This is a genomic window from Paenibacillus sp. LS-5 (assembly GCF_056121505.1).
Genome location: NZ_JBWAVA010000002.1, coordinates 295,428 through 317,904 on the forward strand (window position 1 = coordinate 295,428; position 22,477 = coordinate 317,904).

General features: G+C 46.8%; 12 protein-coding genes. All 12 read left to right on the forward strand.

Translation table 11 applies throughout. The features are described from left to right. Window positions 1-40 precede the first annotated feature (40 nt). Window positions 41-1,723 carry a glucuronoarabinoxylan endo-1,4-beta-xylanase XynC gene (gene xynC / locus AC0MA3_RS04690; RefSeq protein ID WP_474655328.1) on the forward strand — a complete coding sequence of 561 codons (1,683 nt, stop codon included), beginning with the start codon at window positions 41-43 and terminating at the stop codon, window positions 1,721-1,723. 229 nt (window positions 1,724-1,952) lie between these two features. Beyond that, window positions 1,953-2,921: a LacI family DNA-binding transcriptional regulator gene (locus AC0MA3_RS04695; RefSeq protein ID WP_474655329.1), complete on the forward strand. Its 969-nt coding sequence runs from the start codon at window positions 1,953-1,955 to the stop codon at window positions 2,919-2,921. Window positions 2,922-3,110: 189 nt separating this feature from the next. Further along, on the forward strand, window positions 3,111-4,028 hold the full coding sequence (locus AC0MA3_RS04700; protein ID WP_474655330.1) for an ABC transporter permease: 918 nt from the start codon (window positions 3,111-3,113) through the stop codon (window positions 4,026-4,028). Window positions 4,029-4,041: 13 nt separating this feature from the next. After that, window positions 4,042-4,938, forward strand: a complete 897-nt coding sequence (locus AC0MA3_RS04705; protein WP_379161431.1) for a carbohydrate ABC transporter permease — start codon at window positions 4,042-4,044, stop codon at window positions 4,936-4,938. A gap of 115 nt (window positions 4,939-5,053) precedes the next feature. Further along, window positions 5,054-6,679: an ABC transporter substrate-binding protein gene (locus AC0MA3_RS04710; protein ID WP_474655331.1), complete on the forward strand. Its 1,626-nt coding sequence runs from the start codon at window positions 5,054-5,056 to the stop codon at window positions 6,677-6,679. Between the two features lie 28 nt (window positions 6,680-6,707). Continuing rightward, window positions 6,708-9,152: a PfkB family carbohydrate kinase gene (locus AC0MA3_RS04715; protein ID WP_474655332.1), complete on the forward strand. Its 2,445-nt coding sequence runs from the start codon at window positions 6,708-6,710 to the stop codon at window positions 9,150-9,152. Window positions 9,153-9,172: 20 nt separating this feature from the next. Then, window positions 9,173-11,452: a GH32 C-terminal domain-containing protein gene (locus tag AC0MA3_RS04720; protein ID WP_474655333.1), complete on the forward strand. Its 2,280-nt coding sequence runs from the start codon at window positions 9,173-9,175 to the stop codon at window positions 11,450-11,452. Window positions 11,453-11,649: 197 nt separating this feature from the next. Beyond that, a complete protein-coding gene (locus AC0MA3_RS04725) occupies window positions 11,650-17,325 on the forward strand; it encodes a GH32 C-terminal domain-containing protein (RefSeq protein WP_474655334.1) in 5,676 nt (1,891 codons plus the stop codon). Window positions 17,326-17,525: 200 nt separating this feature from the next. After that, window positions 17,526-19,733, forward strand: a complete 2,208-nt coding sequence (locus AC0MA3_RS04730; RefSeq protein ID WP_474655335.1) for an MMPL family transporter — start codon at window positions 17,526-17,528, stop codon at window positions 19,731-19,733. A gap of 104 nt (window positions 19,734-19,837) precedes the next feature. Further along, a complete protein-coding gene (locus tag AC0MA3_RS04735) occupies window positions 19,838-20,587 on the forward strand; it encodes a glycosyltransferase (protein ID WP_474655336.1) in 750 nt (249 codons plus the stop codon). Next, window positions 20,553-21,749: a sensor histidine kinase gene (locus AC0MA3_RS04740; RefSeq protein ID WP_474655337.1), complete on the forward strand. Its 1,197-nt coding sequence runs from the start codon at window positions 20,553-20,555 to the stop codon at window positions 21,747-21,749. The genes AC0MA3_RS04735 and AC0MA3_RS04740 overlap by 35 nt, the downstream gene beginning before the upstream one ends. Beyond that, complete coding sequence (locus AC0MA3_RS04745) at window positions 21,749-22,399, forward strand: response regulator (protein WP_474655447.1); 651 nt, start codon at window positions 21,749-21,751, stop codon at window positions 22,397-22,399. Before AC0MA3_RS04740 ends, AC0MA3_RS04745 begins: the two co-directional genes overlap by 1 nt. Window positions 22,400-22,477 lie beyond the last annotated feature (78 nt).

A 22,477-nucleotide genomic window follows, 5' to 3' on the forward strand; every position in this document is an offset into this window, starting at 1 on the left:
GGATTTTAGCGGAAAAATACTCTATGAGGAGATGAAAAAGATGATTTCAGGTGTAAAAAAATCACTTTGTACATTATTGGCATGTGTAACCGTGCTGTCGGTAATGCTAGTACCCGCACCTCCTAAAGTATCAGCTGCAAGCGATGTAACCGTTAATTTGTCAGCGGAGAAACAGGTGATCCGAGGGTTTGGGGGAATCAACCTCCCGGCTTGGGCTGGAGATTTGACTGCAGCGCAAAGAGAGACCGCTTTTGGCAATGAATCGAACCAGCTGGGATTCTCTGTTCTGCGAATCTATGTGGACGATAATAGAAATAACTGGTACCGCGAAGTAGATACTGCAAAGGCTGCCGTTGCACACGGAGCCATCGTGTTCGCTTCACCCTGGAATCCTCCAAGTGACATGACGGAGACCTTCAACCACAATGGCGACACATCAGCTAAACGGCTCCGATACGATAAGTACGCTGCTTATGCCCAGCATCTGAATGATTTCGTTACCTATATGAAGAATAATGGAGTGGACTTGTACGCGATATCCGTTCAGAATGAGCCTGATTATGCACATACCTGGACATGGTGGACTCCAGCTGAAATGCTTAAATTCATGAAAGAAAATGCCGGGTCCATTAATTGCCGGGTCATTGCTCCCGAATCCTTCTCTTACCTGAAGAATATGTCTGACCCGATTTTGAATGATTCTCAGGCACTTGCCAATATGGATATTCTGGGTACGCACACTTATGGCACTTCGTTCAGCAATTTTCCTTATCCGCTTTTCCAGCAAAAAGGAGCTGGAAAAGAGCTCTGGATGACGGAAGTATACTACCCCAACAGTGACAATAACTCCGCGAACCGCTGGCCGGAGGCGCTGGAGGTTGCTTATCATATGCACAATGCTATGGTAGAGGCGGATTTCCAGGCCTATGTGTGGTGGTACATCCGCAGACAATACGGTCCAATGAATGAGGATGGTACGATCAGTAAACGCGGAGACAGTATGGCTCAATTCTCGAAGTTCATCCGTCCTGGATATGTAAGAGTGGATACCACCAAGAATCCCAACACTAACGTCTACACCTCCGCATACAAAGGTGACAACAAGGTGGTCATTGTTGCCATTAACAAAGGCACCTCATCTGCAAGCCAAAACTTTGTCCTGCAGAATGGGACCGCATCAAGCGTGTCCACATGGATAACGGATGCCAGCAGAAAGGTTGCCTCCGGAGCATCCATTAATGTGTCGAACGGTGCCTTTACAGCACAGCTTCCTGCCCAAAGTGTTACGACCTTTGTAGCTGCACTCGGAAGCGGAAGCGGCAGCGGGACAGGCACAGGCACCACTTATGAAGCTGAAACGGGCACAACCTTGACTAATGCCGCAGCTGAAACCACTAATTCAGGTTATAACGGAACCGGATACGTTAACTTTAATGCTCTGGCCGATGCAGCGATTCAGTGGAACAACGTCTATTGTGCAGTTGCGGGCACCAAAAATGTTAAATTACGCTATGCACTGGAAACGGGAACAAGAAGCCTGGATGTGTATGTGAACGGTGCCAAAGTGATCAGCAATACCGCCTTTGCTGCAAGCGGAAGCTGGTCGTCCTGGAGCGAAAAAACAATTCAAGTCCCTATGGTTGCAGGAACGAATACTCTAAAATTGGTCACTACCGGTACTGAAGGACCGAATGTGGACAGTATTACTGTGTCGGCCCAGTGAGCTAATTGATTCTGCTCCAAAAACGTTATTTGTAGAAGAAATATTCTGGCTTGTAGATCCGCAGCTTGGATAAGTGCGGATCACAGGCCTTTTTTTGTCTTCTATAACATTAAATATTAGAATCCGAGTTCTTTTGAATTTTAAGTATTGAAACGTTTCCAAATTAACTATTGAAACGTTTCCACTTTGATGATATTATAATTTTCATAAGAGAGGTCGGGGGTGTTAGATGACTAGCATTAAAGATGTAGCGAGCTTAGCGGGTGTTGCAGTGGGAACCGTGTCCAGAGTCATTAACAATTCCGGCGCGGTAAAACCAAAGACACGCAGAAAAGTAGAGGAAGCCATACAAGAACTGAATTATTTTCCTAATGAAGTCGCCCGGAATTTCAAGATGCAGAGATCCAAGATGGTAGCTTTGTTGCTTCCAAGTATCTGGAATCCGTTCTTTTCTGAATTAGCCTATTACATTGAGGATGAATTGGACCGGGAAGGCTATAAGCTAATGCTATGTAACAGCGGAGGCAAGCCCGAAAAGGAACTATATTATCTGGATATGCTTCGGCAAAATAAAGTGGCTGGTATTGTGGGCATAACTTACAACGATATCGAGAATAATGTAAGCAACGACATTCCGATTGTAAGTATCGATAGACACTTTAACAAGAAAATCACTTGCGTGACCTCAGATAATTATGAGGGAGGGCGTCTGGCGTTAAGAGAACTTGTTAAAGCGGGAGCAAAGAAACCTGCTTTTATGGGGAGCATTACTTCTGTTTTCAGTGAAACCATGAACCGGAGAGAAGGTTTCGTTCATGAGGCAGAAACGCTGGGAGTAGATTATGTAATCTACGAGAAGGCGGACCCCATAGTAGACGACGATGCTTATTTTAACGAGTTTCTGAATGTATATGATGATGTAGATGGCATTTTCGCAATTACCGATATGCTGGCTGCCAATTATATTGAGAGAGCGCGTAAGCAGGGCATTCGTGTTCCAGAGGATGTGAAGGTCATCGGTTACGATGGCATTCAGGATAATCCTTATTTTCATCCTATATTATCAACGATCAGACAGCCTGTTGAAGAAATGGCACGTATGACAATCAAACTACTCTTTAACAAGATTGAAGGCATCACTTTAGATAAACAAGTATATCGCATCCCCGTTATGTTCAAACAAGGTGAGACTACATGATTCCTTTTGGATTGGAAAAACATCAGCTTATATTGAATAACTGATTGTTTTTCTTTTAGGAATTGGAAACGTTTCATAAGAAAATGGTGTTTTATCTAAATTAAATTGGAAACGTTTCAAAATGGCTGATTATTTTACAGGAGAGGGAGTTTAAGAGTGAATTCACGAACCAGCGGAGCGGATCATTCTATGATCAAACCAAATCGCAATAGATGGAGTCGATTCAAAAGGGACTATGAACTGTATCTGTTTTTGCTGCCCATCATTATTCTTTATCTCGTATTTAAGTATTATCCAATGTACGGTGTGCAAATTGCTTTTAAGGACTTTTCACCAAGTCAGGGGATCTGGGGAAGTGAATGGGTGGGGTTCCAGCACTTTGTGGATTTTTTCAAATCCTATAACTTCTGGACCATCATCTCGAACACGCTCTCACTCAGTATTCTTTCGTTATTGTTTGGCTTCCCGGCCCCAATCATCATCGCCATAATGCTGAATCAAATGCTGGGTAAATCATACAAGAAATTTGTACAAACAGTGATCTATGCACCGCATTTTATCTCTACTGTTGTACTCGTCGGCATGCTTAATGTTTTTTTGTCTCCAAACAGCGGAATCGTGAATCACGTCATCACCTTGTTCGGCGGCAATCCTATTCTATTTATGGCAGACGCAGGCTGGTTTCGTCCTCTCTACATTTTGTCAGGCATTTGGCAAGAGACGGGATTTGCTACCATTATTTATTTGGCTGCTCTTGCGGGGGTCAATCCCGAACTGCATGAAGCTGCGATTATGGATGGAGCGAGCAAATGGAAACGTGTGTGGTATGTGGATATCCCAAGCATTTTGCCAACGATCGTCATACTGCTGATTCTAGCACTTGGGAACATTATGAGTATCGGTTTTGAAAAGGCATTCCTTATGCAAAGCGATTTGAACTATGCCACCTCCAATATCATCCCGACCTATGTCTATGAAATGGGGATTCAGAAGGCCCAATACAGTTTTTCTACGGCAGTGGGTCTGTTCAATTCACTTATCAATATTATTCTGATTTTTACCGTTAACCGGATCGCCAAAAAGATGACAGAAACCAGTCTGTGGTAGGGAGGAGTTCATTATGAATCAATTTATGAAAAGGAAGAGCAGAGGGGACTTCTGGTTTGACATTATCAACTACGTTCTGTTGACCATAATTATGCTGCTCGTATTATTTCCGCTCTATTTTGTACTGATTGCATCCTTCAGTGATCCCAATTATATCTACTCCGGCGAGGTATGGTTGATTCCGAAAGGCTTCACGCTCGATGGGTATGAGCGTATCTTCAGTGATTCATCCATATGGATCGGGTACGCCAATTCGATTCTATACGCGACTCTGGGAACCTTAATTGGAGTAGCTGTAACTGTATTTGCGGCTTACCCGTTAGCCCGTAAAGATCTGGCAGGAAAATCCGTGATTATGTGGTTTTTGCTGATTACTATGTTTTTTAGCGGTGGACTGATTCCAACCTACTTGTTGATCAAGGATCTGCATCTGCTGAATACGATGTGGGCACTGGTTATCCCTGGAGCAGGCGGTGTATTCAACGTCATCATTGTAAGAACCTTCTTTCAGTCATCCATACCGGATGAAATGTGGGAAGCGGCGTCGATTGACGGATGTTCCAACACCAGATTCTTCTGGAGCATTGTCTTGCCTTTGTCCAAATCGATCCTCGCGGTAATGGTGCTGTATCATGTAGTCGGCTTCTGGAATGGGTTCTTCGATGCTCTGATCTACCTGAACGATGAGAGCAAATATCCGCTTCAATTGGTGCTGCGCAACATTCTGGTCCAGAATCAGGTCAACTCCGGCATGATGATCGATGTGGAATCCTATGCAGCGAAAATGCGCGTTACCGAACTGATTAAATACGGTGTGATTATGGTATCGAGTCTGCCACTGTTGATTTTGTATCCATTCCTTCAAAAGTATTTTGTGAAAGGCGTGATGATCGGCTCCATCAAGGGGTGATACTGGGATGGTCTCGAAAGGGGGTGGTGTGCAGGATTAGTTGAAGACCTGAGGATAAGCAAAAGAAATATATGATTTGCACTTGTGGAACGAAATAAGGGGAGGTTATGTACTAATGAAATCTTTATTTAAAGGTGCTGGAATTGCAATGCTGGCTGGAGCATTTGCGCTTAGCGGATGTTCTGGAAATGGTAACGAAGCAAATGATCAGGCCGGTAATCAGAATCAAGAAGCGAATTTCAATCAAACCGGCCTTCCGATTGTTAAACAAGCAGTGACTTTAAGAATGGTATCCCCGAAAGCATCATTGGCACCTGAGTTCTCTGAGTTGGAAATTTTCAAACGTTTGGAAAAGGAAACTAACGTAAAAATTAACTGGGAGAACATTCCTGACACCGATTATGCAGAAAAGAAAAATCTGCTGCTCGCGAGTGGTGATCTGCCTGATGCCTTTTATACAGCCGGATTCACTGATTATGAGTTAATTAACTATGGTAAAGATGGAACCCTTATACCGCTTGAGGATTTAATTGAAAAGTATGCACCAAATTTGAAAGCGCTTCTCAACCGCCGTCCTGATATCAAATCATCGATCACAGCACCGGATGGACACATCTATGGGCTGCCATCCTTTGAAGAGAATAACCTGGGAACCAACCCTTTCTTTCACGTCATCAATAAAAGCTGGCTGGATAAGCTGGGTCTGAAAGTACCTCAAACCCTGGATGAATATACGGAAGCCCTGCTTGCTTTTAAAACAAAGGATCCGAACGGTAATGGAAAGCAGGATGAAATCCCGCTCAGCTTCAGACACATGCAGTGGTGTTCGGATATCGCCGGTCTTTTCGCGGCCTTTGGCCTTCCAGATAACCTGGAGCACAGGGTCGTCCGTGACGGAAAAGTAATTTTTACCGCGGTACAGCCTGAATATAAGGAAGCTCTTAATTATTTCCATGAGAAATGGTATAAGCAGGGTCTGATCGATCCGGAATCCTTCACTCAGGATGATGCTCAGTATCTGGCCAAAGGAAAAACAACGGATGAGACGCTGGGATCTTACGTGTGGTGGGAAATCGAAGAAGTTGTCGGAACCGAACGTGCCAAGGATTATGTTCTATTGTCTCCGCTCAAAGGACCGGAAGGAGATCAAACGATTGGACGCGCCAATGGCGGCGGCCCGGGACGCGGATCTTTTGTGATTACTAAAGCGAACAGCAATCCCGAAATCACTATGCGTTGGATCGACCAGCAGTTTGAACCGTACATGGCTGCTCAAATCCACTGGGGTCCGCTAGATATCGTATACAAGAAGGACGAAAACGGAAAACTGGTGAATTTGCCACTTCCTGAAGGAACCTCTGCAGGTGAATTCCGTCAACAGGTTGCTCCTGGATCAGGTGCGCCTGGTGTCATTACATTTGATGAATTCGGAAAAATTGTAGATATGGAACCTCGGGCCCAGCAGCGGGCAAAGGATCTGGAGCAATACTACAATCCGTACATGGAAAAAGAAAACTATCCAAGTATTTTCTTTGAGCCAGATGAATTGGACAAAATCAATAAGATTGAGCCGGAACTGATTAAGTATGTAAATACCCAAAGAGGTAGATTCATCGTGGATGGCGGTGCAGATGCGGAATGGGACAACTATTTGAAGACACTGGACAAAATGGGCCTGAAAGAACTAATGGAAATTTATCAAACCGGATTGGACCGTTATAACGCAAATCTGAAAAAATAAATAAATAGACGATAGGTGGGGAGAAACTGTGCTTGATGTTATCGCTATCGGAGAGGTATTAATAGACTTTACTCCAACAGGTCGTACAGCTGGGGGGAATGAGCAATTTGAATGCAATCCAGGAGGAGCTCCGGCTAACGTAGCTGCTGCACTATCCCGTTTAGGAGCCAAGTCAGCGCTCATTAGCAAGGTCGGGGATGATCAATTCGGTTCCTTGCTGCATCATACCCTGCTACACAGCGGTGTTGATGTGTCGGAAGTTTCTTTTACGAATGAAGCGAGTACAACGCTGGCCTTTGTCCATCTGGATGACAAGGGGGACCGGTCGTTCAGCTTCTTCCGGAAGCCAGGAGCAGATACCTTCTTACACTCCAAGGATATCCCGCTTGATCTTATTGCAGCCAGCCAGGTTCTTCATTTTGGCTCATTGTCTATGACCCATGAACCTGCCCGTACGGCAACTAAGACAGCCGTTCTAAAGGCTAAGGAAGCAGGTGTATTGATCTCATTCGATCCTAATATCCGGTTTGCGTTATGGGGGAGCAAAGAGGAAGCAAAACAGAATATTCTTTGGGGTATGGAGTATGCCAATATATTGAAAGTATCGGAAGAAGAGCTATCTTTTATAACGGGCATCAGCAATGTGGAAGAAGGTTCGCTAAAGCTTCAGCAACAATTCGGTATCGGGTTAATCGTTGTCACCTTAGCGGAAAAGGGCTGCTATTACCGTGTGGAAGGTCAGGATGGATATGTGCCGGGAGTTCAGGTCAAGGCCATAGACACTACAGGAGCAGGCGATGCTTTTCTGGGGTGTTTGTTATATAAAATCCTTGAAACCGGTAGTTCTTTGAAAGATCTGACCAGCCATCAAATCATTAACATGCTGACCTTTGCGAATGCCGGCGGAGCGTTAGTTACAACACGGAAAGGGGCTCTTGGGTCTATGCCGACGACAGATGAGATTAACCAGATGATAGAGTCCAATAAACCGAATCATGCCGATCGTTTCAGACCGGGCTTTCATTTCGCACCTCCCTCCAACTGGGCGAATGATCCGAATGGATTAGTCTATTATGAGGGAGCTTATCATCTCTTCTATCAATACCATCCTTATAGCAATAAATGGGGCCCTATGCACTGGGGTCATGCAGTAAGCGAAGATCTGGTGCACTGGAAGCATATGCCTATCGCCTTGTTCCCCGATGAGCATGGAGCCATTTTTTCCGGTTGCTGCGTAGTAGACTGGAATAATAGCAGCGGATTATTCGAAGATTCCCATGGACTGGTCGCAATCTTTACCCATGCCGATAATCATCCTGAGACGGGGCAGCCACGCCAGCGGCAGAGCTTAGCTTATAGCAGTGATAAGGGCGAGACATGGCATAAGTATGCCGGGAATCCTGTACTTGCTGAGGATGGCCTAATAGATTTCCGGGATCCGAAGGTATTCTGGCATCCACAAAGTGAGTACTGGATTATGGTTATTGTTGCGGGAGATCATGCCCGGTTCTACCGGTCTAAAAATCTGCTAGAGTGGTCACTGACCGGAGAATTCGGCAAGGGAGAAGGTTCGCATGACGGTGTTTGGGAATGCCCTGACCTCTTTGAATTACCAGTGGATGACACCGGCCTTTCCAAGTGGGTACTGATCATAAGTATCGGAGATCATCCAAGCTGTCCGGAAGGATCACGCACACAATATTTTATAGGGGAGTTCGACGGAAATACGTTCATTAATGACAATCCGGCTGATCATATCCTGTGGCTGGATTACGGCAGAGACAACTATGCGGGAGTTACCTGGTCGGATATACCTGAGCAAGACGGGCGCCGTGTAATCATCGGGTGGATGAGCAATTGGAAGTATGCTAACGAGACACCTACCGGCTCATGGAGAGGTGCGATGACTTTGCCACGTGTCTTGTCACTGACGAATCGTGGCGGGAGCGTTACTTTGTCACAAATGCCTGTGCGGGAAATGGAGCAGCTGCGCAATGAATCAGTGAAGTGGAAAGGGGTTATTGTTACACCTAAGACTCCTTTTATTAAGCAGATGAGCGAAGACCTGCTGGAAATTGAAGCGGATATCGATATCCAGTCTGGTGATGAGGTTCATATTAAGCTGAGTTCCTCTGGGCAGAGTGAAATTGTTATCGGATATGACCCTGTTCAGCAATGGCTGTTCATCAACCGTTCGAAATCGGGTGTGACGGATTTCCATCCTTCATTTGCAAGCACGCATGGTGCCCGGTTGGTATCAGAGAGTGGAAAGATTAAGCTGCAAATCTGGTTAGACCGCAATGCACTTGAAGTATATGCGGATCATGGATTGGTAGCATTGACAGATCAAATCTTCCCTGATGCTCCAATTGAAACCGTTGAAGTAAGCACACAATCAGGGCAAGCGGTACTGGATTCGCTTCAGATCCATACGCTTCAATCCATTCATACTCCGGATGGTGTCCCAGAATAGATATAAGGGAGGAATGATGCATGAGCCCTATCAACGGTGATCATGGACTGGTGATGCACTGGGCCTTTGATGAAGGCACTGGTGCAAGCACTCTGGAGAGCATATCCCGAATCCGGGATGATATAGAGTCCGTATTTAACCAAGAGGAGTTTGCCGGACGCTCCGGCCCCCAGTGGAGGCAGGGCGTAACGGGAAGCGGACTTCTGTTCGATGGTTACTCGACTTCTATAGCCCATCGGGTTAATGAAGAAGACACAAAAGGCGAGCCAAAATCGCTGTCAGCCCTAAGTATCGGAGTATGGATTGCGCCACGTTCCTATGACTTGGGTCATGAAGGGAAGCTGACTGCCATTGTTAACCGCCACAATATGGAACGCAAGCAAGGTTATATTCTTGGAATGTTCCGGCACGGGGCTTGGTCCTTTCAGATTGGCCTGGAAGGAGGCACCTGGAAGGAGCTTTGGTCGCCGGACGGGTCTGAACTCCCCAAGAATCAATGGTCTTATATAAATGCTGTATTTGACGGGAATCAAGGTGTGATCAAGCTGTATTTGAATGGCCGTGAAGTGGCTTCTAGTCTCGTGCCCCGCGGTTCCCGCATAATTGAAGCGGCGGGCACGGATCTGCTCATTGGCAGGAATAATCACAGCAGCCAATTGGCTGGAGTATTTAGCCTTCAGATGTTCAGCGGTATCATGGATGAGCTGAAGATTTATAACCGGGCCTTAAGTGAGGAGGAAGTGGCTGCATCTTATCAGCATGTGCTGGATGGTGCACATGGAGGCTCCAAGCCTCAAGTGCAATATGACGAGATCAAGCTGGACCGGAGACCTCTGCTATCGGATCGGCACAGACCGCAGTATCATGTCAGCCCACCTGCGCATTGGATGAACGAACCTCATGCGCCGGTCTATTTTGACGGGCAGTATCATTTGTTCTATCAGCATAATCCGTTGGGCCCCTTCTTCTATCATATTCATTGGGGTCATTGGGTAAGTAAGGATCTGGTACATTGGCGTGATCTCCCTGTAGCACTGGCACCTGAAAAGGATCAGCTGGCACCGGACGGGATCTGGTCGGGAAGCGCGACCTATGATGAAGATGGCTTGCCAGTCTTGTTCTTTACGGCGGGCAATGACAGTGCTTCACCCAATCAGAGTGTTGCGCTGGCCCGGAGTACCTATTCCCGGGATGAAGACCCGGATTTAGTTCAGTGGGTCAAACATCCAGAGCCGCTCATTGTACAGAAGAAGGGAATGGGCGCATTCGGAGATTTTCGTGATCCTTTTGTGTGGAAGGACGATGATGGCTGGTATGCTCTGGTAGGCTCAGGGATCGAAGGCGCAGGCGGAGCCGCATTGGCCTTTGCCTCCCGGGATATGCTGAACTGGACGTACAAAGGTTCATTCTTCGAGGCGGATATTCAGAAGTACCCTTATCTTGGACCGATCTGGGAGCTTCCAGTGCTTCTACCTCTGGGTACCGACAAACAGGGGCATCATAAACATTTGTTATTGGTCAGTCCAGTGGGAAAGGGAGCTGATGTTGAGGTATTCTATTGGATGGGTCAGCTTGATAAACACAATCTTTCATTTATTCCAGATCAGGAGGAGCCGGAACTGATCGATGTTGGTGATTTCCATTTTACCGGACCGAGCGGAATGGTGGATCCGAAGACTGGCAGAAATATTGTATTCACAATTGCTCAAGGTGACCGGACATCTGAACTTGAATACCAATCAGGGTGGGCTCATAACGGCGGTTTGCCATTAAGCGTGTTTTTAAGGGATGACGGGCGCTTGGGAATAGAACCGATACAGGAGCTTCAGTCGCTACGAGGCACCAAACGGCTATCCCTCCAGAGCAAGTCAATGGCTGAAGCTAATCTACTTCTGGGGGATGTACAAGGTGACATGCTTGAGATTCGGATGGAACTGGAGCCCCGTAATGCTGCACAACTTGGAATCAAAGTCCGCTGTACACCGGATGGAGAAGAAGAAACGCTGCTGTACTATGATTTTGATGAAGCTAAGCTCTTGGTAGACCGGACGAAAACAACACTGCATCCGGGTGAAAAGTGTAGAGGCGTTCAAGGCGGTAAGCTGGAGCTGCTAGGGGAGAATCTGAAGCTTCACATCTATTTGGACCGCTCCATGGTCGAAGCCTATGCCAATAATTTGAAAAGCCTGACGACCCGTGTATACCCGAGCCGTAAGGATGCCTTGGGGCTAAAGATCTGGGGAGATGGAGAACCCCTTATTAAATCTATTGAAATATGGAATATGCAGTCCATTTGGTAGCAGAAGCGCTAAGGCGCTTCTTACCTTTTGGCTCCAAGAACGACCAGTGAAGATAATTTGCATTCTCCTGATTGGAAGCGCTTTACTTAATTTTTCTCCTTTCATCCTTCTTAACTATTCAGCCTTGTACAAGGAGAGCGTATCGGAAACAGGCATCACTGTTTTCATGAATAAGAAATTATGAAGGAGGCTCTTGAATGAGTATAGTCAAAGGAAGAAGGCCGTGGATCTCCAGAGTGGTTGTAGGGGTTATGGTTCTCCAGCTTGTCGCACCAGGAATCTCGGCGAATGCCAGCTCTGGTACTGAGGCTGGAGGAGTGTCTATTCCAAAGGCGGATATGGGTTTGTCAGCTACGGATGCGGTCTATCAGATTCCCAAGTATGGTGTGGGCTTGTCGGTTACAGATACCGTCTATCAGATTCAGAATCCAGGCTTCGAAACTGGGGATATGTCAGGTTGGACGGTTGTCAGGGGTCAAGCGTTCGGGCAGGACAGTGTATCGGACGAAACCACTTGGTGGGCAGAACAAATCCCTTACAATCAGGAAGGTAATTATCATCTAAACGGCTGGAAGCATGACGAGGCTGCGACCGGAGTGCTACGTTCCAGCACCTTCGAGCTGGGTGGCAGCGGTTGGGTCAGCTTCAAGCTTGGCGGTGCCAAAAATCCGAATAAATCCTATGTGAATATCGTGGAGGCCCATACGGGCCAAGTCCTTGCCCGGTATGGCAATAGTGCCTTCGCTGATGTTAGCTTCCCGAATCCCGATCAGGGCTTGCGGCTTGCCAATATGGAGCAATATAAGGCAGATCTTTCCCAATATTTGGGCAAGAAGCTGTATATAGAGATCGTTGACAATGCAACTTCAGATTGGGGGGTTATGTTTGCGGATGCCTTCTTCATGTACCATGCAGCCGAGCCCGCTGAAGGAATAGTGGCTAAGGATATCAAGCCGGATTTCAAACGCTATCAAATCGAGAATCCCAGCTTTGAAACCGGGGACTTAACAGGCTGGACCATTATAGAAGGCGGAGCGTTTGGTCCGAACAGCGTATCGGACCAAACAACCTACTGGGTTGAACAAATTCCGTATAACCAGGAAGGCACTTATCATTTAAACGGATTGAAGTATAACGAGTCTGCGACTGGCAAGCTTCGATCCAGCACCTTCGAGCTAGGCGGAACAGGCTGGATTACCTTTAGATTAGGCGGAGGCAAGCATACGGATCAAGTATACGTGAGCGTCATCGATGCGGATACAGGAAACCTGATTGCCAGGTACGGTAACACCGAATTTAATGAGTCCGGGTTCCCGGATCCGGCACAAGGATTGAGACTAGCTAATATGGAGCAATACAAAGCCGATCTCTCCAAGTATATCGGTAAGAGGCTTTATGTGGAGCTCGTCGATAATGGGAACTCGGATTGGGGCGTAATCTTTGCGGACGCCTTCCACACCTTCAATGAACTCGTGCCGGAAGAAGGAGTCATGGCAGATAATATTATGCCGAACGAAATCCGGAATCCTAGTTTTGAAACCGGGAATTTAGAGAGCTGGACCGTGGAGGGGAATGCTTTTCAGGCTAGCAATGAAGCTCAGGCAGGTAAAGAAGGCAGCTATGATGCCAGGTCCTCTTTAGAGGGACAGGGCTCAATAACCTCCAGTACCTTCACGCTTCAGGGAACCGGAACGATTCATTTTACCGTTGTAGACATTGTCCATCCTGAGGACGCCTTCGTCGCATTATACGATGCCAACACTAACACATTACTTGAGAAGACCGGGAATGTCAGTGCGAATGAGAAGATTTCATGGAACATGCAGAAGTACTATAATAAGATGCTTTATATCAAGGTTATTGATCAATCTAATCAAGCCAGTATTTCTGTTGATGCTTTTCAAGCGAATAGTACGGGGACTATTTTCTACATGAATCTTGATGAAGGCACAGGAAAAAAGGCGCTTGAGGAGGTAAGCAATCTCGCACATGATGTGAACTATGTGTTTAATAACGCCAGATACATGGCCTCAAAGGACCCTAGATGGACTCCGCGCGGCATTAAAGGCGGCGCTTTGCTGTTCGATGGATACTCGAATGATGTTGAGGTCAATGCAAAGGATACCATTCCTGTAAGTGACGCGTTAACGCTTGAAGCCTGGGTAGCCCCGCGCAACTACGAATGGGGAGACGGAAATAAGCTGTCTACAATTGTGAGCCAGTCCAATCAGGATAAGGCGGAAGGGTTCGCACTTGGCATGTACCGGCACGGTACTTGGTCGATGCAAGTCGGGATCGGAGGCCAGTGGATTCAGGTGTGGGTAAAGGATCACCCGCTCGAAAAATACAAGTGGAATTACGTGGCTGCTACATTCGACAAAAAGGATGGAAGAATTAAGTTATACCTGAACGGTGAGGAAGTAGCTTCAGAGGCGACCCCTGTCAATGTTCCGATCACACCATCTACCGAAAATCTGATGATCGGTAAAAATAATAAACCGGTAGAGTTAGCAGGGTTGTTCTCTTACAATATGTTTTCCGGACTTATGGATGAAATTAAGCTGCAAAACAAAGCTCTTACCGATCAGGAGATCCTTGCTGAATATGAGAGTGTGAAGACACTGCACGGCGGTTCGGTTCCTGAAATTCCGAATGCTGATATTGATGAGGACCCGAGTGTATTTGACGGGGATCAGCATCGTCCGCAGTACCATGCCATGCCTCCGCAAAACTGGATGAATGAAGCGCATGCGCCGATTTATTATAACGGCAAATATCATTTATTTTATCAGCATAATCCGCAAGGACCTTACTGGCATCAAATTCACTGGGGCCATTGGGTAAGTGACGATATGGTGCACTGGGAAAATGTAAGACCCGCTCTTGCACCCGAAGCGGGTACCCTTGACCCCGACGGCACATGGTCAGGCAGCGCAGCGTATGATCGAAACGGTAATCCCGTGCTGTTCTATACCGCTGGCAACGACTCCCTGTCACCGAACCAAAGAACAGGGCTGGCAACTCCTGCAGATCTGTCAGACCCTAACTTAGAGAAGTGGGTGAAATATCCAAATCCTGTAACCGAGCAGAATGGAAATGGCATTCATAACGAGTTCCGTGATCCATTCGTATGGTATGACAAGGAGGTGGATAAGTGGTATCAGTTAGTGACTTCGGGTCTTCCAGACTTCAGCAGCGGTACGGCATTGGTGTATGTGTCCGATGATATGTACAACTGGGAGTATAAGGGTCCTTTGTACGTGAGTGACAGAAGCCTTTATCCGGAGCTCGGTACGGTGTGGGAGCTGCCGGTATTGCTGCCGCTAGGTAAGGATAGTGCGGGCAAGCAAAAGTATATTTTTATGATTAATCCGCATGAAAAGCCGGAGCAAGTTCCTCCAGCGAACGATGTACAGAGAGATGTTGAAGTTTTTTACTGGATTGGAGTCTGGGATCGGGATAACCTCAAATTTATACCTGATCAGGCGGCACCCTCCAAAATGGATGTGGGCGATGGCTATTTAACCGCAGAGAGCGGAATGGTTACACCTGACGGAAGAACGGTCGTGTACTCGATGGTGCAGAACGTAAGAACGCCGCAGGCTGAATATCAAGCTGGTTGGGCTCATAATCTGGCATTGCCAGTTTCTCTAAGCTTGGATGAACAGGATGAATTACGCATCGAGCCGATTCAAGAATTGCAGAGCCTCCGGGGTAATAAACTGGTTGACTTCACTGATAAAAATCTGCAGACTGCCAACCAATTGATACAGGATGTTAAAGGTGACATGCTAGAGATTGTGATGGAAATTGATCCGCAGGAGGCTGGGAAATTCGGTATTAAGGTAAGACGCTCCGATAACGGCGAGGAAGAAACGCTGATCTACTACGACAAGACAAACGGGACCTTTAATGTGGATCGGACCAAGAGCAGCATTGATCCGGATGTGCGCGTGGACGGCATTCAAGGCGGTTACGTGGATCTGGATGGTGAGAACTTGAAGCTTCATATTTTCCTCGACCGCTCGGTTGTTGAAGCCTTTGCCAATAGCAAGAAAAAGCTGACAACCCGCGTCTACGTAGGCAGGTATGATTCCTTGGGCCTCAAGGTCTGGGCCGATAACAACATTACGGTTAAGTCGATGGAAGTATGGAATATGAATGCCCTGACAGGTGAACCGGCTGCTCCGGTAGATGTGCCTGACAACTGGGACAACTCTGTGTATACCGATATTTCGGATCTGCCTAACCATGATTTTGCCACAGGTGATTTAACTGGCTGGATTACGGAAGGTGACGCTTTTCAGAATGTACATGTGACGAATGCCCAGTTTTTCTGGGACACGATCTACTTTAATCCGTCGCATAAAATTCCTGGGGGCTATCACTTATGGGGCTTCAACGAGAAAGCTGGCGGTGACAGCTTAACGGGAACGCTAAAATCTCAGAACTTTGTCCTTGGCGGGAATGGCACAATCAACTTCCTGGTCAGCGGCGGGCGTGATATCGATAAGCTGTATGTTGCGCTGGTCCGGGCATCGGACGGCAAAGAACTATTTAAAGAGACCGCAACGAACTATGAGGAATATCAGCGGAAGATCTGGGATGCATCGCAGTATATCGGCCAGGAACTCTATATTAAGGTGGTAGATCAATCGACAGGCGGTTTTGGTCATATTAACGTTGATGATTTCAATGTACCGGTTAAGGTACAGAGTCCAACTAACCCAACAAGTCCAACAAGTTCAACAAATCCAACCAGCCCTCCGGATATTAAAGTAATCCCTGCAAGCAAACCAAACAATCAGAACAGCCTGTCATTCGAAATGGCAAAGGGAGAATGGCAGGTTAACTTCCCGGTGATCTTGGCGGCAAACGACGGCAAAAATGCACTGAAGGTTAAAAATGCAGATGCGGAGATTGAAGTTCCTGCAGAGGTATTAAAGGAATTACAGGCGCTGGTTACGGACAGCGAACTCCAACAGTCGACCATTTCTTTTGAAATGGATGCATTCTCTTCAGAGGCAAGCAAAGAGCTGCTTGCACGAGCCGGGAACAAGAATCATGCGGTCATCTCAGCAATAGGAGAGGTCTATGACTTTAAATTGTCTATAGTGAAGGCAGACGGCACAATGCTTAAGCTTGAGAAATTCACTAAACCAGTCACCATCAAATGGAATACAAATAAGACTTCCAACCCTGATCTGACTGGTATCTATAACATCGCCGATGACGGTAATCTGGAGTATATGGGTGGAACCTTTTCAAACGGTAAATGGACGGTGAATGTGAATCATTTCAGTGCTTTTGCCGTCCTTACTTATGACAGAGCGTTTGAAGATGTTAATGCATTGTATTGGGCTCATGACGTGATTAAACGGATGGCTGCGAAGCAGATTGTCTTAGGTGTAAGTGAAACGGCCTTCGCACCGAAGCAAAATGTGAGCAGAGCGGAGTTTGCTTCTTTGATCACCCGTGCACTTGGAATAAAGACTTCACAGTCAGTTGCATTTAAGGATGTTGATCCTACTAAAGGGTATGCCTCTTCCATTGCCGCTACATTTGAAGCAGGAATCGTAACCGGAAGAAGCATAAATACATTTGCACCGGAGGAGAGCATAAGCCGTGAAGAAATGGCAGCCATGGTGTACAAAGCTTATTTGTTTCATACAGGACAAAAAGCTATCCCTAATCGCGTGAGTAGCTTTAAGGATGCCGATACGATCAGCGGCTGGGCTGTAGATGCGGTCGCTGCTGCACAAGAGCTTGGCTTAACCAATGGTCGAGGAAATCAATTATTCATGCCGCATGACAAAGTGAACCGCGCAGAGAGTGCACAAGTCATCGCGCTATTGCTTGATAAAGTCAATTAATAACATGTTCTACTGTAAAACAAAGGGCTATCTCAGGCAGCCATTTCATGGCTATCGGGATAGCCCCCTTTTTTTGGGGGTCTGAAGGGCTGCCCGAAAGGGCAATGACGGCTCGCCCCTTTGGACGATGGCAGAAGGTTTCCCGGTCTATAAGATAAAGACATAGAGAAGACTTATAGCAAAGAGGAGACGATACTGAGATGGCAAAATTTTTATACCGGCTTGGATTTTGGTCCGCGAAGAACAGGATTAAAGTCCTCCTAGGAAGCATTACTCTTTTGGTGGCAGCGACTATTGTGGCATTGTCGATGGGAGTCAACTTTGGTGAGGAGACCAGCATTCCCGGACTTGCCTCGCAAAAAACACTGGAAGTTATGGAAAAAGAGTTTCCTAACCCGCAGGGTGACCTGGGTAAGACCCAATTGGTGCTGAAGGCTCCGGAGAATGATACGTTATCCTCTGAAGCAGCACAGCAGCTCATTGCCGCCAAGCTCAAAGAAGTGGCAGCAGATCAGGAGGTCGCTTCGGTGGTTGGTCCGTATGATAACCATTCCTTGAATGCGGACAATACGATCGGATATGCCACAATCACGTACAAAGTGCCGGGTGCAGATGTCACTGAAGATTCGAAAGATTCGATTACCGGGATTGCAGAAAGTCTGAGGGATGCGGGCTGGCAAGCTGAGCTGATTGGAGATGGCTACGTAAAAATGGCAACCAGCAGTCCGACCGAAGCGCTCGGGGTATTGGTGGCACTGGTGATCCTAGCGGTAGCTCTTGGTTCTATCCTTACCGGTGTTCTGCCGATTCTAACAGCGGCTTTGGGACTTGGCTCTGGCATTATGCTGATTATTATTGGAACGAGTCTGTTCGACATTCCTTCGTTTGCATTATCGCTGGCCGGCATGCTTGGTCTCGCCGTAGGTATTGATTATGCACTATTCATTATCGCCAGATACCGCCAGCAGCTTGCAGAAGGATATGAAAGACGGGAAGCGATTGCCATTGCGAACGGAACAGCCGGAAGTGCAGTGGTGTTTGCGGGAGTAACGGTTATTATCGCACTAGTGGGATTTTCTTTCGTCGGCGTACCCTTCCTTAGCGCCATGGGTATGGCAGGTGCGGTTACTGTATTCACCGCAATATTGATGACGATATTCGTGGTGCCGGCGATACTGGATTTGCTGGGAGGCAAGATTAAAGCACCGGTTAAGCGCTCCATCGGCACAGGGAGCAAGCAGAAGCCTGCAAGCCGCGGGAATTTGTGGGGAAGATTTGTTACCGGCCAGCCTTTAGTGGCTGTAGTGCTTGGGGTAGCGCTGCTGGCAACCCTTGCTCTGCCGTTCTTTCATATGGAGACGGGCCTTGGTAGTGATGGACACAAATCGCCGGATCAAACCGAACGCCGGGCTTACGATCTTCTGTCTGAAGCTTACGGTGAGGGGTACCACGGCCCCTTAGTTATTCTGGCTGAAACGGATGGCGGCAAATCGGCCGCGGCTAACCTCAATAAAGTGATTGAAGAAGTAAAAACTTATCCCAATGTCGTTATGGTAAACCCGGCGGTCACTGGACCTTCAGGAAAAGTGTCGCTGATCACCGTTATGCCGGCTACAGGCCCCAATGATTCGGAAACTGTAGATCTTGTCCATCTCATTCGTGATAAGGCGCCGGGAATAGAGCAGCAGGACCATGTGAAGATTGGTGTAACTGGCAGTACGGCGGTCAATATCGATATTACCCAGAAATTGAACCAGGCTTTACCTAAGTTTTGTCTGATCATTGTTGGTCTGGCTTTTGTACTTCTGATGCTGGTGTTCCGCTCGATTCTGGTTCCGGTCAAAGCAGTGCTCGGATTCATCCTGTCGCTTGGCGCTACTTTAGGGTTTGTCACCTATGTTGTTCAGGACGGCCACTTCCAGAATCTGTTCCACTTTTATGCGAAGGCGCCGGTGTTTAATTTCCTGCCGATCATTGTAGTTGGTGTTCTGTTCGGACTGGCGATGGACTACGAAGTTTTCCTGGTCAGCCGGATGCGTGAAGAATTCAAGAAGAGCGGAGATGCTAAAAAGTCTGTTCTTGCCGGTATCCGCCACAGCGGCGGAGTTGTAACGGCAGCAGGACTGATTATGGTCGCTGTTTTTACCGGATTTATTCTGGCAGAGGAACCTATGGTTAAGGTAATGGGGCTGGCGCTCGCCTTCGGTGTTCTCTTTGACGCTTTTATCGTCCGGATGCTTGTTGTTCCTGGAGTGATGACCTTGCTCGGGAAGTCAGCCTGGTATTTTCCAAAGTGGCTGGACCGCTTGCTGCCGAATCTCGATGTGGAAGGTGAGGGAGTGATGGAGGAAGTGGAGAAGAAGCGGCTGGCTGCAGCGGACGAAAGCAGAATCAGGCTTCTTGGCTAAATAACAAGCGGAGTTTATTTTCCAGCACGCGAAAGGGATCTTTCGCGTGCTTTAGCTGATGCCGGAAGTTCTCCCATCCTATAGGATAAAGGAGATAATAAGCGATGGTTCAATTCATTCCGGGAAGGTGGCCCACGATGATCCGTCTTTCAGTCGTCATACCTGTATATAACGAAGAGGGAAATATATGTGACCTTTATTTAAGCATTACGGATGCACTGAAGGGGACAATTGAAAGTTATGAAATACTGCTGGTGAATGATGGAAGTAAGGATCGCAGTTCAATACTGCTGAATGAGATTGCCCAGATGGATGCAGACCTGCAGACAGATCCCCGGGATATCTTCAGGCTGATGCCGTTTATCGGAAAAGTTGATTTTATTAACGTAAGACGTATGGAACGTAAAGAAAACAGACTTAAGATCATGCCTATGCGGCTCGGAAATGGAATCCGCAATTGGATAACAGGAGAAGAGCTGTATGATACAGGCTGCCCCATGAAACTCTTCACCCGGGAAGTGGCTGACAGTTTTCATTTATACAATGGAATGCACTATTTTTTGCCGACACTGGCTAAGATGAATGGATTCTCAGTTGTTGAAGTCACGGTAACCCATCAAAAAAGAAAACATGGCTTCTCTAAATACAGGATTCTGAAGGGGATCTGCACAAGGTTCATGGATGCTGTGGTAATTGGCTGGCTCAAAAAGAGAGGGATTCTATACCATACAGATACAGCAACAGGGGTAGGCAGAGCGACAGTAGAATTGTATGCTAAGGAAGCTGCCAAGGAATTAAGTACAGATAAGGGGAAGGACATTGAACGAAAAAAACAACGCACTGCAGAGCATTAGTGAATTATTCGCTTCGAGGTTGCCGATTATTATCTGGGTGTCAATTGTATATGCAGTAACGGTCATATTGCAATTTCTGGAGGAGCCTTTGATTTTTGAGGGAGCTGTATTTACAGGTTTATTCACAGTTCATGTATTATTACACTGGAATTCTTACAGAGTCACTCACAAAAAATTTTGGCTGTATTTTTCCGTTCAAGCTGCTTTAATCTATTTGTGCGCGATATTAATGAGGGATGGTTACCAGGCGGTATTAATCGGACTGCTACCTGTCCTGATCGCTCAAAGTCTCATCTTTTCCTTCCGGGTGAAGAGAGCAGTGTTCATCTCCCTTATTAGTATTGTGGTGTTTTTTGATTCCGCTTTGACTGTTGGAGATACCGACGAGCTTATCTTATTTCTTCCTATATTTATTCTGATGCTGATTATTGTGCTGGCTTATGCCATACTGTTTTTCAAGCAGGTTCAAGAGCGGCTTAGAATACAGAGCTTCCTTGAGGATCTTAGAGAAGCTCATGAGAAGGTGGAGGAGTTAACCCTTGCGAATGAACGCCAGCGTATGGCCCGGGATTTGCATGATACACTGGCACAAGGGGTTGCAGGACTCATTATGCGGCTCGAAGCCGCAGATGCCCATATGTCACAGAATCATGCGGAGCGGGCGCAGGAAATTATCAGGCAGTCGATGCAGCAGGCGCGGCAAACGTTGGCTGAAGCGCGAAGAGCGATTGACAATCTGCGGATGAAATCAGCACCAGAAATTGATTTCAAGGAGGCAATTGATGATGAAATCGAACATTTTATTGGCGCCACCGGGATTCTTGTAACCAAGGAGTATCATCTGAACAAGCGGTTGTCCAGATTGCTGATGGAACACAGCTTGCATATCGTCAAGGAATGTCTGACCAATATTGCCCGCCATGCAAAGGCGGATAAAGTATGGGTTGCGATTTCCGCACCTGACGACAGGCTTATTATTGAGATAAGGGATAATGGAATTGGATTTAAAACCGATGATATTGGCAAGGATGCTGGACATTATGGGTTACTGGGAATGAAAGAAAGGGTTAGGCTCATTGGTGGAGAGATTTACGTGAGCAGTAACTCAGAAGGAACTGCTATTAAGCTGGAGACACCGTTCATAAAAGGAGAACTTACATGATTTCATATAAGATTCTGATTGTAGACGATCACTTTGTTGTCCGGGAAGGATTAAAGCTGATTCTGGAGACAAGTGATCAGTTTCAAGTGGTTGGTGAAGCTGAAAACGGTGCAGAGGCTCTACGATTGATAGAGGAGCTGGATCCAGATGTGATCCTGATGGATCTGAACATGCCAGTCATGGGCGGGCTGGAAACGATGAAGGAGTTAAGGAACCAAGGATGCCCGATTCCGGTGATTATACTCACGACTTATAACGAGGACGAATTAATGATTAGCGGTCTGGCTATGGGGGCAAAAGGATATCTATTAAAAGATACCAGCCGTGAGAATCTTTTCAGAAATATAGAGTCTGCAGTACATGGAGAAACCTTGCTTTCGGCAGATATTATGGAACGTGTGATTGCAGTCAAGACTCAGCCAAAAGATCCAATCATTCCTCAACATGACGCCACTGGCTTGACCAGCAAAGAAATACTCATCTTGAAATCTGTAGCTCAGGGGTTGAAAAGCAAAGGTATTGCCATGGATATGGGGATCTCCGAGCGGACGGTAAAAGCACATTTAACGACCATTTACAATAAACTTGGAGTGGATTCACGTTCTCAGGCGGTTGCCGTTGCGCTTGAGCGGGGGATTTTGGGAATGTAGTATCGGTTAGAGAATGCGGATTAGCGGCTAATAGTAAAAAAGAGCAGCGCCTGCAGATTATATGCAGGCGCTGCTCTT

Bases quoted from the DNA above. Each gene is read 5' to 3' on its own strand.
- AC0MA3_RS04735 (WP_474655336.1), top strand. From the start codon at position 19,838: ATGGTTCAATTCATTCCGGGAAGGTGGCCCACGATGATCCGTCTTTCA.
- AC0MA3_RS04705 (WP_379161431.1), top strand. From the start codon at position 4,042: ATGAATCAATTTATGAAAAGGAAGAGCAGAGGGGACTTCTGGTTTGAC.
- AC0MA3_RS04695 (WP_474655329.1), top strand. From the start codon at position 1,953: ATGACTAGCATTAAAGATGTAGCGAGCTTAGCGGGTGTTGCAGTGGGA.
- AC0MA3_RS04725 (WP_474655334.1), top strand. From the start codon at position 11,650: ATGAGTATAGTCAAAGGAAGAAGGCCGTGGATCTCCAGAGTGGTTGTA.
- AC0MA3_RS04720 (WP_474655333.1), top strand. From the start codon at position 9,173: ATGAGCCCTATCAACGGTGATCATGGACTGGTGATGCACTGGGCCTTT.
- AC0MA3_RS04700 (WP_474655330.1), top strand. From the start codon at position 3,111: ATGATCAAACCAAATCGCAATAGATGGAGTCGATTCAAAAGGGACTAT.
- AC0MA3_RS04710 (WP_474655331.1), top strand. From the start codon at position 5,054: ATGAAATCTTTATTTAAAGGTGCTGGAATTGCAATGCTGGCTGGAGCA.
- AC0MA3_RS04730 (WP_474655335.1), top strand. From the start codon at position 17,526: ATGGCAAAATTTTTATACCGGCTTGGATTTTGGTCCGCGAAGAACAGG.
- xynC (WP_474655328.1), top strand. From the start codon at position 41: ATGATTTCAGGTGTAAAAAAATCACTTTGTACATTATTGGCATGTGTA.